Consider the following 15,991-nt stretch of genomic DNA (forward strand, 5'->3'; position numbering starts at 1 on the left):
CTGCACTGGGCGGCGTGTATTCCATCTGGACCGGGTTGTATATGTGTCGTGTCCGACCCCGGTTGGTTTGCGATGATTCGAGGGTGGGTAACGCTCGCTGATGAAACAGCCGATGACACCGCGAGCACGCGGCGGGATCGACGCTGGAGTTTTGATCGGCCTTGCGACTCGAACATTCGCTTTTGGTTTCTCACGGCGCCATAGTGCGACTGTGGTGGCCGCCTTCCCCCTGTCCATTTCGAATACGGTCGAGCCGGTCTGCATTCGATGAGTGAGCTCACCGGCCATCCCTCCACAGCGCCTGCCGCGGGTGCAGAGATCACGGTTTCGGCTCTGGCCGGGTTCCTGGGTGCCAGGCTTGTCGGCGACCCGGGTGCGGGTCGCGCGGTGGTACGGGACGTCGGTGACGACTCACGCACGTTATGTGCAGGTGATGCCTATGTCGCTTTCCGCGGCGGGCGCTGGCATGGACTGGATTTCGAACTCGAAGCCCGGGCCGCCGGTGCGGTGGTCGTGGTCAGCGACCGGCCGTCTGCGGTGCTACCGAGCGTGATCGTGGACGATCCACGAGCAGTCGTCGGTCCGCTGTGTGCCTGGTTTCACCGCACGTGCACCGCTGAACTACGGGTCTTCGGGGTCACGGGCACCAACGGAAAGACCAGCACCGCACACTTTCTCGACGCTGGGCTCGATGCCGCCGGGGAAGCGGTGGGGCTGATCTCCGGCGCCAGAATCAGGGGACCGGGCTGTGATCTGGTGCCCGAGCGCACCACACCCGAGGCGACGACGCTGCACCGAACACTGGCTCACTTTCGGCGCGAGGGTGTGACCGCGTGCGCGATGGAAATCTCCTCTCACGCCATCGATCAACGGCGAGTCGATGGCATCCGGTACCGGGCGATGGCTTTCACCAACCTCGGTCGTGACCATCTCGACTACCACGGCACGATGGAAAATTACTACAGCACCAAAGCGGCCATGTTCATCCCCGAGCGCGCCGACAAAGCGGTGGTGAACATCGACGATTCCTACGGTGCTCGTCTGGCTGCCACCACAACAACCCCCGAGGTCTGGACGTGTTCGACCGGCGACCGGGCCGCCGATGTCTACGCCGACGGCGTGTCATCGACCGCGACGGGTTCCCGTTTCGTCGCGCATACACCGAATGGGCAGGTACCAGTGCGGTTGCAGGTACTGGGCCCGCATCAGGTCAGTAATGCGCTGGTCGCACTGACCGCCCTTGTCGCCGACGGTGTGGACACTGTTGTTGCGGTCGAGGGCATCTCATCACTGCACGCCATACCCGGTCGTTGCGAACCGGTCCACGCCGGGCAATCGTTCACCGCCATCGTTGATTACATGCACAACACCGCCGGTCAACAAGCGTTGCTGCCGTATCTGAGGTCACTGGCGAGTGGCCGTCTGATCGTGGTGGCCGGCGCCACCGGGGGCCGCGATCGCAGCAAACGGCGGCCGCTGGGCCGGTACGCCGCGATCCACGCGGACCTGCTCATCATCACTGATGAAAGCCCGGAAGATGAAGACCCCGCCGTCATCCGGTCAGAGGTCCTGTCTGGTGCCCGCCAGGCACACCACGCTCGCGTGGTCGAAGAACCCGATAGGCGGACGGCCCTCGACCTGGCGGTGGCGGCCGCGGGTCCGGGCGATGTGCTGGTGGTGGCCGGCCGTGGCAGCGACACCGTTCAACGGTCGGGCGCGAATACCGCCTATTTCGATGATCATGCGCAGCTCCACCACGCAATCACCAGCGCCGGTACGTGATGTATCGGTGCGGGACGAACTGAGGCATCCGCTCGCGTCATCGCAGGGGTTTCCCTCAGGGCCGAGTTGGGTATGAGTCAGGAGATACGCCGCAATTTTTGCGGTACCGGCTGTTCGGCGCGGTGGGCAGTCGACGCTGGAAGGTGGAAAATTGTCTGAGAAGGATCGTTCAGAAAGTCGCACAGATCTTGAAAAACTAGTCGACGATCTCGAAGACAAACACGTCAGCGTCCCGGACCCCGCACAAGAGATAGACCCAGCCTCTGCGACCCACGACGGGACCGACGACATCGCTGACGAAGGTGCCGGCACCAGTGAACCTCCCGACTAGTCGCGGTCCCGGATGCCGATGCGGCGCGGGGGCATCGGGTATCGCGCTGACCGCAGCTCAGGTATGACTACTGAATAGTGGCCTGTTCAGTGGTTTGTCGGGAGTGCGGCCAATGGCCCTTTTCGCGAGTCGGCCGATACGCAGTACGACCCATGCCGTTGTCTCGTAGATGAGAAATAGCAAGTAGGACAAGGTAATAGCGATGACGGGACCCAATAATACCGGTAGCACCACGATTGAGGTCACCAGTACCAGGGGCGCATCGCGCCACCAATCCTTCAGCCCGCCGGTGCGGAACTGGGTGACCGAACCCCATCGCACGCCGGCCCACATCACCCAACGCTGCAGAAACGGGACGCCGTCCTCGCGCATCACGTGGCGGAAGATTCCATCGGCGTCTCGCCAAGAAAAGTCGGTCTTTCGTGCGCGGGCCGCCAGATGATCATGCAGAATCGCTGCCCGGGTGTAGCGACCGTAGCGCGGCAGGAACCACGCGAAAACTCTTGGTACGGAGGCGAAATCGGTCTGAAACCCTGGCTCGACGTAGAAATGTTCGCCGCGTCCGCCGGTGTACTCGATTGCGTTGACCGTCTTCCAGAACTTCCAGGGGTCTGAGTTGATGATCAGCTTTCGCTCGTCAGCGGTCAGCTGACGGACCGTGATCGGCGTCGCAGGGGTCGAGGCCATGGTTTCACTGTGGCACTGTCCTTTTGTCGGTGTGTCGATTTCGTCCTATCTCGCGCCGACGAATCACTTCGCGCTCGGACCTGCCCGAGCCCGCATCCACCCAGGTGACTCATTCCCGGTGGCCACGGTCTGGGCCATCTCGTGGGTCGAGTAGCGGCGCAAACGGATCGCACCAGGTCGATGCGGGGGCGACGGCGATTTCGACGCCGTCTGCCTCGGCACGATCGCGTAGGAATCGGGCGGTCGATCGGAGGTCGTCGACCAGACGTGGCATCGGCAGCATCGGCGCAGTCAGCGGTCGCCAGAAACGGTCCCAGTGCACTGGCACCACACGGCGGGCGCCAACGGCTACGACGGTTTCATTCCAGTAGCGCCGACGAAAAGCATCGTCTTGCCTGCCCAGTAACCCGACGCCGAGGAAGATCACATCCGCGTGTAGTCCGGCCAGACAATCCGGGCGATAGTTGGCGCTACCGTGAACGATCACGTCGCCGGCCGGGTGGGCGAAATGCGCCGAGTATGTCTCTCCGGTTCGGAACCGGCCGGCCCTCGCAGGCGGAGTCAACGGCCCCGAGATCTCTCCCGGGCATCGGTCGCCTGGACTGTGTTCGCTTTCTCGGATCGAGAGGGTGAAATCCCCGTAACTCAACGGCAGTTCGGGGTTGGCAAGTTTAAAACGGTCCAGGTCGAAACCGTAACCGCTGGCGATCTCCTGTGTGGAGTGTGAGCCGACCAAGTCAGCGTTGAGTATTGTCGCGACCGTCGGCGCATCGAGTGCGTGGTCGTAGTGGGAATGCGTCACCACGACCGATGCCGCATTTGCGATACCGAGCCCGGCGAAGGTGCTCGCGATGATCTGGCGATCAGGGCGTAGCGCTCCGAGCGCCACCCGGGCGATCCGCGGCCTGGTCACGAACCCATCAGTGAGCACCGTGGTGTGCTGGTCGCGCAGCACCACGCTGGACGTGCCGAGGAACGCACACCGCATTGCGTTGGTATCGGAGGTGGACGCGAGCTGTGGGAACTGGTCGGGCATTGTCATGTGCACCTCACGGGAACGGATTTGCCGTTCTACAGCCACCGCGCCGCTCCTGTCGTTTCCACCGTCGCGGTGTGACGTGCATCAGTCTCGCGAGTTGGTGAGATGTGGAACTCAAATCGATACGGTATCGCATTGAATACACAGGCGATCCGTGCCAGGCTCATGCCGCTGATCGAGCAGTTACTCGCCCAGGTTGGGCGTGTGATCACCGATCGTGCGGCGTTGGGCCGACGTTTTTCACACTGTTCGTCGGGCACTACACACGGTAGAAACTGCGTCCGCGGCCAACTTGGGTGCACGCGAAGTCTCGATGATTGGGAACGCGGCGACGAACCAGTGCCCTCGAGATCTACTGTCTTCGGGTGACGATCCGAAGCCAGACCTTTCCGCACCTGCTCGCACCAGGCACCATCGGCCCGATGACGGTTCCGAACCGGGTGGTGCTGCCTGCCATGGACATGAACCTGTGTGAAGACGGGGAAATCGAGAAGGGCGATATCGACCACTTCGTGGCCCGCGCGGCCGGCGGCACCGGGCTGATCATCACCGGGTGCTGCGCCGTTGCCTATCCGGTCGGATGCGCCAGCACCAAGGAACCCGGTCTGTCCGAAGATCGGTTCATCCCGGGGCTGAAGGCACTGGCCGATGCCGTCCATGCGACCGGTAGCAAGTTGTGTGTGCAGATGACACACCACGGCAAGGTGGCGCGCATCGACACGATTGAGGAGCGCCCGCTTCTGGTCCCCTCGACACCGGGCGGTGCGCGCGATATGTCGGCGCTGGCCGACAACACACCTGAAGAACTGAAGAAGATGGCTGCTGTATCCGGCGGCAAGCAGGCCACCTATCACGAGGCCACCCAGGACGACATCGACTGGTTGGTGCGCTGCTTCGCGGAGGCCGCGGGACGCGTGAAGGCTGCCGGCGGCGACGCTGTCGAGATTCACTGCGCTCACGGCTACGTCCTCGGTGGCTTCTTGAGCCGCGCTGACAACAAGCGCACCGACGGGTACGGCGGATCGCTCGAGAACCGCGCGCGGTTGACGTGCGAGGTTATCCGGGCGGTCAAGGCGGAGGTCGGCGACTCGTTGGCGATTCTCGTCCGCGTGGCCGGCCGAGAATTCGGTGAGGATGACGGCCTCACCACCGAGGAAGCCGCCCAGGCTTCTGCGTTGTTCGAGGCGGCAGGCGCCGACGCCATCCACGTCACCGGCTGGGGTCGTAATCCGTTCTCCAACTTCACCGATGGACCGCTGCCGGACAAGATCGGCGCATATATCGATCTGGCGGGTGAGGTGAAGAAGGCCGTGTCGGTTCCGGTGATCACCGTGGGCCGCGTGCTCCCCGAGGTCGGTGAAAAGGCAATTGCCGAAGGCAAGGCTGATTTCGTCGCGATGGGCCGACAGTTGCTGGCCGACCCCGAACTGGTGTCGAAGCTCAAAGCCCAACAGCCTGAGCGCATCCGCCCCTGCATCAATTGTTATGTCTGCGTTCAGGAGAACTTCTGGGACGCGACGCCGCTGTGCGCGGTCAATCCTGCGCTGGGCAACGAGACCTTGCTCCCGTTCGTGCGAACGGTGGCCCCCAAGCACGTCGTTGTCGTCGGAGCGGGTCCGGGCGGCCTCGAGGTCGCGCGTGTGGCCACCGAACGTGGACACCGAGTCACTGTGTTGGACAAGTCTGATCGCCTCGGCGGCACTTTGTGGTTCTCGAGCCTGACGACGCCCGACAACCAGCGACTACTGAGGTGGCTGAAGGCGGAGGTCGAGCGCCTCGGCGTCGATATCCGACTGAAGACCGAAGCCACGGTTGCATCGATCAAGGCACTCAATCCCGACGTCGTCGTCCTGGCCACCGGCGCGGTCCGTGACCGCCCCAGTGTTCCAGGTGGCGATCTGCCGCACGTACATACGGGGGATACCCTGCGTGCGTTGATGACCGGGTCCGGTGACGTCTCCCAGGTGCCGTGGTTCCTGCGGACCATGGGCCGGTTGGGCAAGCTGTCCGGCATCACCAAAAGCCCCGCGGCGATCAGGACCGTCACCCGCACGATCCTGCCGATGGGCAAAGATGTCGTTGTGATCGGTGGTTCTCTTGTCGGACTGGAGCTTTCAGAGTTCCTTGCCGAGCGGGGCCGCAACGTCACGTTGCTCGAGGAGGGGCAGCAACTTGGTGTGCCGATGGCGATGCCTCGGCGTTGGACCGCTGTCCGGCACGCAAACGAGAAGGGTGTGAAGATCCACCGCAACGCGTCGGTGCAGCGAATCACGAAGGAGCACGTCGAATTCCGCGTCGGCGACAAGTCGATGACGGCACCGGCTGACATGGTTGTCGTGGCCTCGGGCGTATCGGCCAAGGCGCCACTCGCCGACGCTCTGATTGGTTCTGTACCCGACGTGCACGTAGTCGGTGACGCGGTGAGTGTCGACTACATCGAGGGTGCGATCCACACTGCGTGGCAGGTTGCGACGGCTCTGTGAACACCGAGGACGAGAACCCGCGGCATTCACTTGTATTGGATGTACGAGGAGCAAGTGCCTGAGACGTTTGGGCCGGACCATCAGTACGCTGCGTTGGCACCGTACTCGGCCTGAGGGCTCGTGAAGCCTTCGTACTCCAGTTGCTCGACCAGGCCTGACTTGGAGAACGACGTCATCTCGATGTACTGCTCGGCGGACCGGACGGCGTTCCGCTGACTGGAACTTATCTGCGGCCTGGCCGGGGCAGGTGCGACTTCTGGGGTGTCCACAGGTGCGGGTGCCGGTACCGCCACTTTGGTGGATGTCGGGGCGGGAGCTGCCGGTGGTGCGACAGCGGTGGTGGCCTTCGAGTCGTCCTCGCCTCCTCCGCAGACGATACCTACGATGGCCAGCAACCCGACGACTCCAGCAATAATCCACGGCCACTTCTTCGCCTTCTTCGGCGCAGGCTGCAGATATTGAGGCTGTGAGTACTCGGGCGGCGACGGCAGAACAGGTGGCACGGACATGGCTGTTCTCCTGTATTGAGGTTGATCGTCTCGGGTTCGAGTACGAAAGGGTCCCGAAGGCGTCGCTAGTGAATGAAAGTGGCCGAATCAGGTTTGCTCGCTGTGGTTTTCAGCTTCAGAGTGGGGAAGCAGTGCCGAGCGGTGGACTTTGCAGCACCAAACACTTGAATGAATCTCCACATCTACCTTTGCCCCTCGCTGAAACCAGAACGTAAAGCTTCGCTTAGATAGAGATCGGATAGACCACAGGCACTTAGCGGAGCCCTCTTTGGCGTGTGGAGGTTCAACATCCCGAGCCGACTTCGATAAAGGCTCGAGTTCAGCCACCAAGCAAGTCTCGCAATTCCGCAACCGATGGTTAATCGTGCGCGTAGTGTCGATTCGGATCGCAACAGTCGCCTTTCAGCAACGAGCCGAGACTGCCTTGCGTGCAGCGAACGACAGTGGACCGGATCGGCGTCACGATCGGAGGTCGCGATGCGTGTTGACCCTGCGAGGTCGTGGTCCTCGCTGATTTCCAACCACGGTCCCCTGCGCTTTGTCGAGACCGAGTGCAGTGGCTCCGGACAGGCGGGCTCTTCGGGTTCTGCGCGAGCTCATCGTGGTGGCGCTGGGCATCGTCTTCTATTCGCCAGGGTGGCGAATTGCCGGGTTCGCAGCGCCCTGAGCGGGTTTCACGGTCATCATGCACGCGACGTGGCTCTTCCTGATACCGCACGAACAATTCCGGCGTATCCGTATCTTCCCCCGCGAACCAGAGGTTCCCACGAAAGCCGATCCACAGTAGGCACACGGAGGTAAGTCCGATGACATCGACGACGCTGGCCGAAACGGCAACGATCAACAGCGGCGACACCGCGTGGGTACTGGTATGTGCGGCCCTTGTGTTGTTCATGACACCGGGTCTCGCATTCTTCTACGCCGGCATGGTCAGCCGACGCAACACCCTGGCAATGCTCCAGCACAACATGGTGGCGCTCGGGGTCATTACTCTGACCTGGTTCTTCTTCGGTTACACCTTCGCGTACGGCAACGATCGGGCCAATGGATTCATCGCCGACTTCAGCTTTGTCGCACTCAAGGACATCGCCGAGGCACCTGACCCGAACCTCCATGCGGTGACCGGGACGGTCGCGATACCGACACTGGCATTCTTCGCGTATCAGTTGATGTTCGCGATCATCACCCCCATATTGGCCACCGGTGCTGTCGCCAGCCGGCTCAAGCCTTTCGGCTGGGCGGTGTTGATCGCGATCTGGTCGGTGATCGTGTACGCACCGGTCACCCATTGGTTGTGGGCGCCGACGGGATGGTTGACAGAGCGCGGAGCTCAGGACTGGGCCGGCGGAATTGTCGTTCACTCAACAGCAGGCGCGGCCGCGCTGGCGCTGCTGATCGTTCTCGGACGACGCAAGGTGTGGCCCGACAGGGCGCCGTTGCCACACTCGATCCCACTCGTCATCGTCGGTGCGGGCATTCTTTGGTTCGGTTGGTTCGGGTTCAATGCCGGAGATAGTCTGCAGGCCAACGGAGTTGCGGCTCAGGCGTTGGTCAACACTCAGGTGGCGGCGGCAGGTGCGATGGTGGTGTGGCTGGTGATCGAGCGCTTCCGCGAGGGGCATGCGACCGTGCTCGGCGGGGTGACCGGCGCGGTGGCGGGCCTGGCGACCATTACTCCCGCAGCCGGTTACGTAGACACATACGCGGCTGTCATCATCGGGGTTCTCGCCGCAATAATCTGTCAAAGCGCGCTCGGACTCAAGGACCTCGCCCGTCTCGACGATGCACTCGACGTTCTCGCAGTTCATTTCATCGGCGGCATCCTGGGTACTCTCCTCGTCGGGTTCTTCGGTGAGAAAGCGATCAATTCGATCGGCCGTGACGGCGTCTTCCACGGCGGAGGGTGGGGGTTGCTGGGCGAACAGGTCATCGCCCTTGCCTCGGTCATCGCCTACGCGTTTGTGCTCACTCTCGTGATCGCAATCGCGATCGAGAAGACGATCGGACTTCGCGTGAACCCCGACGACGAAGAACACCTCGATGAGGTCCAGCAGGGGATGTCGGCGTACACCGATGACCCGGTTCTGCCGATCCCCACCGGTGACCCCGCCGCCACCCCCGTCGCAGCGCGACCGGTCGTTACCGGTGAGGGGCTCTATCTCGTTACCGCAGTCATCACTTCTGCGGGTACCGAAGGTGCGGAGCAGGAGGTACTCGCCGCCGGAGCCCGTCGCGCCGTGGTGTCAGAGGTGTTCATCACCTCAGCGACCCCGGTCGACCATAAGGTCCGGGGGCAATCCCGCAGGGTGACGATGACGCCGCGGGTCCGCCTCGAGATCTTGACTCCCGCACAGTCGCTCACCGATGTGCAGAAGGCTCTGTCGGACCTCGGTGATGGCCTCGTCGAGATGATCGTCCTGCCGGTGTCAGACGTGCAGGGGCCGGTACCTCGATGAGCAGATGGTTTCGTTTCAAGGTTCGGAACTGACAGTGGACGGCTCTTGAAATTTCGGTCGTGAACGTCTGCCGATCGAGTGCTTGTTGGGGTTTGTGAATCACGCAGTGGGGGAGAGGTATTCAGTGGCTGTTCTCGCAGGATTTGGTTTCATCGGAAAGACGCATCAATGATGCCGACCAGACGAACCTGCTATTCGGCCATGTCGATGGTGATGCTCGCGGTCGCGGGTTTGCTGGTCGCTGTCCCGGGGAGCAGTGGTGCCGCACCGCCCGCCTGGCGATACACGATGGTGGCGTTCAGCAACACCAGCGACCGGGACATGGACGTGTACGAATCGGGGGACGCCACTCAATTCGAACCCGTCCGGTTTTCGGCCTATCGGCCCCCGTCCGGGGTTGTACGTGACCCGAGCATCTTTCGGCATACAGACGGGTTGTATTACCTCACCTACACAACGGCCGACGGGGCGAATATCGGCTTCGCGCGCAGCAGTGACCGCAGCAACTGGACGTTCCTGGCGTCCTACCCGGTCCCGTTTTGTTGCGCCTTCATGCCAGGCACCGGTGCTGGTACAGGTCCTGCGAGCCCGCCGGGCTCCTCGGGGTCGGCCGGATTCGAGGACGGACCGTCGTTGTCGCCGTTTACCACGAAAGCCTGGGCGCCTGAATGGTTTGTGGACGGGGGCCGCGTCAACGTCATCCTGTCGATGTCGACCGGTGGGGGATTTGTGCCGTATCTGATGACGGCGCTGGAACCATCGCTGCGGTTGTGGGGCCTGCCTACTCCGCTCGCCGGAATCGGTGCGGACCACATCGACACCACCGTGGTCAAGGTGGGATCGGCCTATCATGCGTTTACGAAGAACGAGACGAAGAAGGTCGTCGAGCATGCGGTCGCGCCGTCGGTGACGGGACCCTATTCATTTGTCCCACCTGGTAATTGGGGCTCGCTGGTGGAGGGCCCAGCCGTGGTTCAGTTGCCAAACGGTTCCTGGCGGCTATATCTCGACGCCTATCGCGAAGGAAAATATCTCTATTCCGACAGCAGCGACGGGCTGCGCACCTGGTCGCCCGTGCAAGTGCTTCCCGGCCTTTCCGGGAAGGTGCGCCATTTCGGTGTGATGAGAGAGCCGGCATAACGACGGCTGGTGACGGTCACGTCGTCAGCAATCGCCAGAATCCCGACGATCTTTCACTGTGGCAGCGTCCCTCCGCCGGCACCGCGTTTCATCCGATCACGTCAAGGGCCGTGGTGGACTCGCGATGCCGGTGGAGTCGACAGGTTGATCAGGAAGCAGACGCCGCGGCAAGCCGGCCGAGCGTAGCTTCCAGTTGATCTTTGGTGACGAGCGGGAACTTCAACTGTTCGAGCAGTTTCTTGTCGGTGACCTTCGACCAGTCGTAGGTGTGGCGAACCAACGTCTCATTGGGACCCTGAGACTCCAACTCCCACAACCATTCCCACCCGGGAGGTTCGGTGCCCGCGGGGGCGGTCTTCCAGGCCAGGAGCTTGTCCTTGGCGTAACCGGACACGTGGTTGTCGGTTTTGTACTCGCCACCCATGTGGTCGCCTTGCATGTTCATCGTGAACACCTCGCCGACTTTCTGGATCCGATCCGCGTGCTCCACGCCGCGGATGAACCCGGAGCCGTCGAGTTCCTGGTGTCGTTCGGGGTTGGAGAGGACATCGAAAACTGCGTCGACGGGCGCCTCGATGGTGCGTTCAACTGTGACCTTCGTGTTGTCGCTCATACCTCGACACTGCCGGAAGTTCGGCAATGCGGCAACGTTTGCCATCCGCAGAATTGGGTAGTGGCCTTCGACGAAAGGGTCAGGACGCGCGGTGACGTACCCACGTCGCGCCGTAGTGCAGTACCACGCCCACCGCAAGGAGAATGCCGCCGAACAGCCATACTTCACCGCTCTGCTGGGTGAGCAGTAGTAGGCATGATCCCACGCCGAGTATCGGCACGACTGTCGGGATACGAAAGTGCTTGTGTTCCACCTGATCACGTCGCAGGACCAGCACGGCGATGTTTGTCGAGATGAAGACGAAGAGTAGTAGTAACACCACCGTCTCGGCCAGCGTTGACAGGTCGCCGATGACCGTGAGCAACATGGCGACCAGCGTGGTCGCGACGATGGCCACCCAGGGGGTGCCACGGTTGGGCAACACCTTTCCCAGGATGCCCGGCAGAAGCTTGTGTTCGGCCATGCCGAAAGCCAATCGGCTCGCCATGATCATCGTGAGCAGAGCGCCGTTGGCGACTGCTATGAGCGCGATCAGGCTGAAAACCCAGTCCGGGATGCCGACGCCGGATTCCCCGACCACGGCGAGTAGAGGTCCAGACGACGCGGACAGGTCACTCGCCGGCAGGGCGATCGAGCTCGCGAGCCCGACCAGGACATAGACAACTCCGGCCGTAGCCAACGAGCCGAAGAGCGCCAACGGATACACCCGGCTCGGGTTGCGGATCTCCTCGGCGACGTTGGCGGAGGTCTCGAACCCGACGAACGAGTAGTAGGCGATGATGGCTCCGCTGAGGACGGCCAGCGCGGGGGTTGATCCGTCCGGGAAGTCGCCCACCCTGGACATGTCCCCGTTTCCGTCCCCGAGCATGATCGCGACGACGACGATGACAATGACCAATCCGCTGAGTTCGATGATCGTCATCGCGACGTTGCTCTTCACCGACTCACTGATACCCCTGGCGTTGAGGCAGGCCACCAGCGCGAGAAATACCACGGCGGCCGGGACGGCAGGCACATCGATGAACGTACTGAGATATTCGCCGGAGAACGCGAGGGCAAGTCCGGCCGCACTGGTCACCCCAGCGGCCAGCATGCAATAGCCGACGAGGAACGACACGATCGGTCGTTTGAATGCCCGCTCGGCGAAGATGGCGGCGCCGCCTGCCCGCGGATATTTGGTCACCAATTCGGCGTAAGAACCCGCGGTGAGCAGTGCGAGCAGGAGTGCGACGAGGAGCGGTGCCCAGAGCGCGCCGCCCACCTCTTCGGAGAGGACCCCCATCAGTGCGTAGATGCCCGCCCCGAGCACGTCGCCCAAGATGAAGAAGAAGAGCAGCGGACCGGTTATCTTCCGCTTCAGTTTTGATGCGGGCTCATCGCTTGTTGCTTGTGTTCCCGAATCGGCTTCGGCCGTCATTCACATCTCCTGGTTGCAGGCCCGAAAGCACTGCTGGTCACTCCCGGAGAGGATCGTCTGTGCTTTCAGGTGTTCGTCGCCGGTAGACATAGCCAGTTGGCCGAGAATGGAAACCTCTGCCCGTGCCGCCGGGAGCGCCGCGGTCCCGAATTCAGGTCGATGCGGTCAACTGTCGGCGGATGCGGACGGTCACGGTAGGCAGAAAGCACGCCGAGCCGCGGCGGCGAGGGCGGCTTTCCGTCGTTCGTGGACCGCAGCCGGTTCGTCCGCGTCGGCGACATGAACGATCGCGGCCTGCGCCCAGGTCGCGGCGAGGGAGATGATCATTGCCCACATATCCTGTGGCGCAATGTCATTGACCACTAGACCGCGTTCTTGTGCGTCCGCGAGCGCTGCGAGGTTGTCTCGATCGTGGTCACCTCGTTGGCCGAACAGGGCGCCGGTCGGAGTGCGCTCCAATCGTGCCCACGTCAGCAAGCGGACCAAGTCCGGGTCACCGAGGTACATGTCGTACAGCGCTGTCACATAGCCGGGGAGATCGGTTGCGTCCAAGGGGACGGTGGAAACGTCGACGTCGACCCGATGGTCGAAAACTGCGTCGAACAGTTGCTCCTTGCTGCCGAAATAGCTATAGATCTGGGCTTTGTTGATTGAAGCACGTGCTGCGATCCGGTCCACCCGGGCTCCGGCGATGCCGTACTGAGCGAACTCGGTCGTTCCTGCTGCCAGTATCCGCACTTTTGTGGCCGCTGCGTCTCCCATCGGCCCAGCATATCGGCAAACCAACCAGTTGGTTGCATCTCGTCCCACATCGTCTACAGTCAGTATCCAACTAGTTGGTTGGAAAATGAAGGGTGAAGGAGACACATGAGGCCGACAACCGGATATCGAGCACTTTCCGCCGGATCGACACTGGAACGGTGGGACTTTGAGCGGCGCGATCTACGTGCACATGACGTCGCGGTGCAGGTAACGCACTGCGGGGTGTGCCACAGCGATCTGCACGCGATGAAGGACCCGGCGGGTAGTTTCCCTGTCACGCCCGGCCACGAGTTTGTCGGCGTGGTGACCGCTGTCGGCGATGCCGTCACCGGGTTCGCGATAGACGACCCCGTGGCTGTCGGCAACATTGTCGACTCCTGCGGTCGGTGCGATATGTGCGGGGCAGGTCAAGAGAACTTTTGTCGCGAGTTCCCGACACTTACCTACGGCGGACGCGATCGCATCGATGGAACGACGACACTCGGGGCATTTTCGAGTGAGTACGTCGTCGACGATCACTTCGTCTACCACCGCCCGCCCGGTCTCGATCCCGCTGCGGTCGCGCCGCTGATGTGTGCGGGGATCACGGTCTGGGAACCGTTGCGGCGCTGGGACGTCGGACCGGGAGTGCGCGTGGGCGTCGCTGGAATCGGCGGTCTCGGTCACCTCGCTGTGAAGTTCGCGCACGCACTCGGCGCAGAGGTGACGGTGTTCACGACGTCGGCAGAGAAAGCAGATCAGGCCAAGGCGCTGGGTGCGGATTCCACAGTCTTGTCTACCGACCAGAGCGCCATGGATGCACAACTCGGGACGCTCGACCTGATCATCGACTGCATACCCGTCACGCACGAACTTGCTCCCTACCTCAGATGCCTCGCGCTGGACGGAACGTTGTGCTCGGTTGGTTTCCTGGGACCCATCTCAGTAGACACGCTCGAACTTCTCGGTGGTCGCAAGTCGCTGAGTTCGGCCGGCAGCGGGGGACACCGGTATACCCAGGACATGCTCGACTTTTGCGGTGAGCACGACCTCACCGCCGACATCGAGGTGATGCCATCGGCCGCGGTGCAGACCGCTCTTCAACGTCTCGAAAGCGGCGACGTTCGGTATCGCTTCGTACTCGACATGAGCGACCTGCGTTGAGGCTGTGGATGTCACAAGTGTTGAAATACACTCAACAACAGATGTTTTGATGCTCCCTGGATGACCGCCGGCGTCACGAGTTGTTGACGTGCTGCGCTCGGGCCAGATTGAGCACGAGCTCTTCGCGGGTCTGCCCTGTGTCGTGAAAGTTCCACATGGGTGTTCCGGGTGCGGATCGCCAGGATTCGCGCAGTGGGCTGTTGTCAACAGTGTCGAAGCCGAACTCGTCGTACAGCCGCGCGACGAGCTCAATGGCTTCGGGGTAGTCGCTGGAGACGGCCAATGCCATACGGTCGGGGGCGCCGGTGGGGCGTGCGAACTTCAACAGGCTCGGTGCTTGGATGTGGGTGACGGCTTTCGCGACTTTCGATGTGGGCAGTTGTTCCTGCCGCAGCTCGTGAATCGTCTTCTGGCCGGAATCGATGACGGGGAAGTGGCCGTCGCGCCAGGCCATGTAGTTGTTCGTGTCCAGCACGATCTTTCCGGCGAGTGCGTCGACGGGCATGTTGTTCACCAGCGTGAGCGGCACGTCAATGACGGCGAAATCGCCTGCTGCTGCGGCTTCATCCGCGCGTGCGGCGCGGGCCGCTGGTCCCAGATCGGCGACAAGGCTCGCGAGCGTTTCCGGTCCACGCGAATTGGCGATGACGATCGTGTAGCCGTGAGCGATTGCGGCGCGGGCGATCTGGCTTCCGACTTCTCCTGCGCCGATGATCCCTATGGTCGTCACAGCTGGCTCGTTACAGTGTGTACCGCCCCCGAAGCGGGCAGCCCGGCTGAAGCCAGTAGTGAAAGCTTCTCCGCAGCAGTGGAACCGGTGTCCGGGTGATATACGACCAGCATGAGGTCCTCGGTTCCGCTGATGGCGAGCCGTTCACGGTTGAGCGTCATCTCACCGACCTGGGGGTGATCGAACCGGACGGGCACCCCACGCTGTCCCCGGACTTCGTGCCGAGCCCAGAGCTGTCGGAACCTTGGGCTCGCCAGCGACAGCTCGCCGGTGAGCTCGATGAACCGAGAATCATCGACGTCGTTGCCGACGGCCTGCCGCAGGTTCGCGATGAAGCATTCTGTGACGGCCTCCCATTCCGGGTAGAGGGCCTGCTCGGCGGGGTCGAGGAACATGCCTCGCAACTGATTTCCTCCGACGCTCAGACCGGGCGAGAGGGCTTGCGCAAGGCTGTTCGCGGCGACGATGTCGAAGTACCGATCCTCGATGAATGCGGGCTGCACCAGTGAATGCAGCAGTTTGAGTGCACCGGCCGGCGGCGTCACCGAACGCTTGCGGCGCTTGCGGCGACGGGGAACCTCCGCCACCAGCGTCATCAGGTGGGCCAGATGCTCGTCGTCGAGTTGCAGTACGCGTGCGATCGACTCGAGCACTTGTAGTGAGGGGTTGCGGTCGCGTCCTCGTTCCAGTCGCAGGTAGTAGTCGGCGCTGATGCCGGCAAGCATGGCGACTTCCTCACGCCGCAGCCCTGGCACGCGTCGCACACCGCCGTCGGGAATACCCGCCTGCTGCGGCGTCACCAACTCGCGTCGAGCACGCAGGTACGCACCGAGAGCATTTGTCGTTTCACTCATACGGATCAGCATAGGTCGCTGCGACACAGTCAGAGGGGGTCCTGT

The 15,991-nt window shown here is 62.5% G+C and carries 13 protein-coding genes; 5 read left to right on the forward strand and 8 right to left on the reverse strand.

Annotation, left to right across the window (positions count from 1 at the left end; translation table 11 throughout):
* The first annotated feature begins 267 nt into the window (after positions 1–267).
* Positions 268–1,782 carry a Mur ligase family protein gene (locus AC1TQG_RS25625; protein WP_482141628.1) on the forward strand — a complete coding sequence of 505 codons (1,515 nt, stop codon included), beginning with the start codon at positions 268–270 and terminating at the stop codon, positions 1,780–1,782.
* A 388-nt stretch (positions 1,783–2,170) separates the two neighbouring features.
* Here AC1TQG_RS25625 and AC1TQG_RS25630 read toward each other — a convergent pair whose 3' ends face one another.
* A complete protein-coding gene (locus AC1TQG_RS25630) occupies positions 2,171–2,800 on the reverse strand; it encodes a DUF1353 domain-containing protein (protein WP_482141630.1) in 630 nt (209 codons plus the stop codon).
* A gap of 109 nt (positions 2,801–2,909) precedes the next feature.
* Positions 2,910–3,842 carry an MBL fold metallo-hydrolase gene (locus AC1TQG_RS25635; protein ID WP_482141632.1) on the reverse strand — a complete coding sequence of 311 codons (933 nt, stop codon included), beginning with the start codon at positions 3,840–3,842 and terminating at the stop codon, positions 2,910–2,912.
* 362 nt (positions 3,843–4,204) lie between these two features.
* Here AC1TQG_RS25635 and AC1TQG_RS25640 point away from each other — a divergent pair, with 362 nt between their 5' ends.
* Positions 4,205–6,322 carry an oxidoreductase gene (locus tag AC1TQG_RS25640; RefSeq protein WP_482141634.1) on the forward strand — a complete coding sequence of 706 codons (2,118 nt, stop codon included), beginning with the start codon at positions 4,205–4,207 and terminating at the stop codon, positions 6,320–6,322.
* A gap of 80 nt (positions 6,323–6,402) precedes the next feature.
* Here the strand turns inward: AC1TQG_RS25640 and AC1TQG_RS25645 are convergent, their stop codons facing one another.
* Complete coding sequence (locus AC1TQG_RS25645; RefSeq protein WP_482141635.1) at positions 6,403–6,831, reverse strand: Ltp family lipoprotein; 429 nt, start codon at positions 6,829–6,831, stop codon at positions 6,403–6,405.
* An 806-nt stretch (positions 6,832–7,637) separates the two neighbouring features.
* On the opposite strand from AC1TQG_RS25645, the gene AC1TQG_RS25650 reads away from it, so the two are divergent.
* Both AC1TQG_RS25650 and AC1TQG_RS25655 read left to right on the forward strand, forming a co-directional pair.
* Entirely contained in the window at positions 7,638–9,287 is a 1,650-nt protein-coding gene (locus AC1TQG_RS25650) for an ammonium transporter (protein WP_482141637.1), read from the forward strand.
* Positions 9,288–9,455: 168 nt separating this feature from the next.
* On the forward strand, positions 9,456–10,427 hold the full coding sequence (locus AC1TQG_RS25655; protein WP_482141639.1) for a glycoside hydrolase family protein: 972 nt from the start codon (positions 9,456–9,458) through the stop codon (positions 10,425–10,427).
* 148 nt (positions 10,428–10,575) lie between these two features.
* On the opposite strand, the gene AC1TQG_RS25660 is transcribed toward AC1TQG_RS25655, so the two are convergent.
* The 3 genes from AC1TQG_RS25660 to AC1TQG_RS25670 all read right to left on the reverse strand — a co-directional run bounded on the left by AC1TQG_RS25660 (position 10,576) and on the right by AC1TQG_RS25670 (position 13,219).
* Positions 10,576–11,040, reverse strand: a complete 465-nt coding sequence (locus AC1TQG_RS25660) for an SRPBCC family protein (protein WP_482141641.1) — start codon at positions 11,038–11,040, stop codon at positions 10,576–10,578.
* Positions 11,041–11,119: 79 nt separating this feature from the next.
* Positions 11,120–12,457, reverse strand: a complete 1,338-nt coding sequence (locus AC1TQG_RS25665; RefSeq protein ID WP_482141643.1) for an APC family permease — start codon at positions 12,455–12,457, stop codon at positions 11,120–11,122.
* Positions 12,458–12,646: 189 nt separating this feature from the next.
* Entirely contained in the window at positions 12,647–13,219 is a 573-nt protein-coding gene (locus tag AC1TQG_RS25670; RefSeq protein ID WP_482141645.1) for a TetR/AcrR family transcriptional regulator, read from the reverse strand.
* 105 nt (positions 13,220–13,324) lie between these two features.
* On the opposite strand from AC1TQG_RS25670, the gene AC1TQG_RS25675 reads away from it, so the two are divergent.
* Positions 13,325–14,362, forward strand: a complete 1,038-nt coding sequence (locus tag AC1TQG_RS25675) for an NAD(P)-dependent alcohol dehydrogenase (protein WP_482141646.1) — start codon at positions 13,325–13,327, stop codon at positions 14,360–14,362.
* 73 nt (positions 14,363–14,435) lie between these two features.
* Here AC1TQG_RS25675 and AC1TQG_RS25680 read toward each other — a convergent pair whose 3' ends face one another.
* Positions 14,436–15,092 (reverse strand): NADPH-dependent F420 reductase, encoded by a 657-nt coding sequence (locus tag AC1TQG_RS25680; RefSeq protein WP_482141648.1) that lies wholly within the window; start codon positions 15,090–15,092, stop codon positions 14,436–14,438.
* Positions 15,089–15,946 (reverse strand): helix-turn-helix domain-containing protein, encoded by an 858-nt coding sequence (locus AC1TQG_RS25685; protein ID WP_482141650.1) that lies wholly within the window; start codon positions 15,944–15,946, stop codon positions 15,089–15,091. Before AC1TQG_RS25685 ends, AC1TQG_RS25680 begins: the two co-directional genes overlap by 4 nt.
* Positions 15,947–15,991: the final 45 nt, after the last annotated feature.

The organism is Williamsia sp. Y844, assembly GCF_056786475.1.

Coding starts and splice junctions, on each gene's coding strand:
- AC1TQG_RS25625 (WP_482141628.1), top strand. CDS start 268: ATGAGTGAGCTCACCGGCCATCCCTCCACAGCGCCTGCCGCGGGTGCA.
- AC1TQG_RS25630 (WP_482141630.1), bottom strand. CDS start 2,800: ATGGCCTCGACCCCTGCGACGCCGATCACGGTCCGTCAGCTGACCGCT.
- AC1TQG_RS25635 (WP_482141632.1), bottom strand. CDS start 3,842: ATGACAATGCCCGACCAGTTCCCACAGCTCGCGTCCACCTCCGATACC.
- AC1TQG_RS25645 (WP_482141635.1), bottom strand. CDS start 6,831: ATGTCCGTGCCACCTGTTCTGCCGTCGCCGCCCGAGTACTCACAGCCT.
- AC1TQG_RS25650 (WP_482141637.1), top strand. CDS start 7,638: ATGACATCGACGACGCTGGCCGAAACGGCAACGATCAACAGCGGCGAC.
- AC1TQG_RS25655 (WP_482141639.1), top strand. CDS start 9,456: ATGATGCCGACCAGACGAACCTGCTATTCGGCCATGTCGATGGTGATG.
- AC1TQG_RS25660 (WP_482141641.1), bottom strand. CDS start 11,040: ATGAGCGACAACACGAAGGTCACAGTTGAACGCACCATCGAGGCGCCC.
- AC1TQG_RS25665 (WP_482141643.1), bottom strand. CDS start 12,457: ATGACGGCCGAAGCCGATTCGGGAACACAAGCAACAAGCGATGAGCCC.
- AC1TQG_RS25670 (WP_482141645.1), bottom strand. CDS start 13,219: ATGGGAGACGCAGCGGCCACAAAAGTGCGGATACTGGCAGCAGGAACG.
- AC1TQG_RS25675 (WP_482141646.1), top strand. CDS start 13,325: ATGAGGCCGACAACCGGATATCGAGCACTTTCCGCCGGATCGACACTG.
- AC1TQG_RS25685 (WP_482141650.1), bottom strand. CDS start 15,946: ATGAGTGAAACGACAAATGCTCTCGGTGCGTACCTGCGTGCTCGACGC.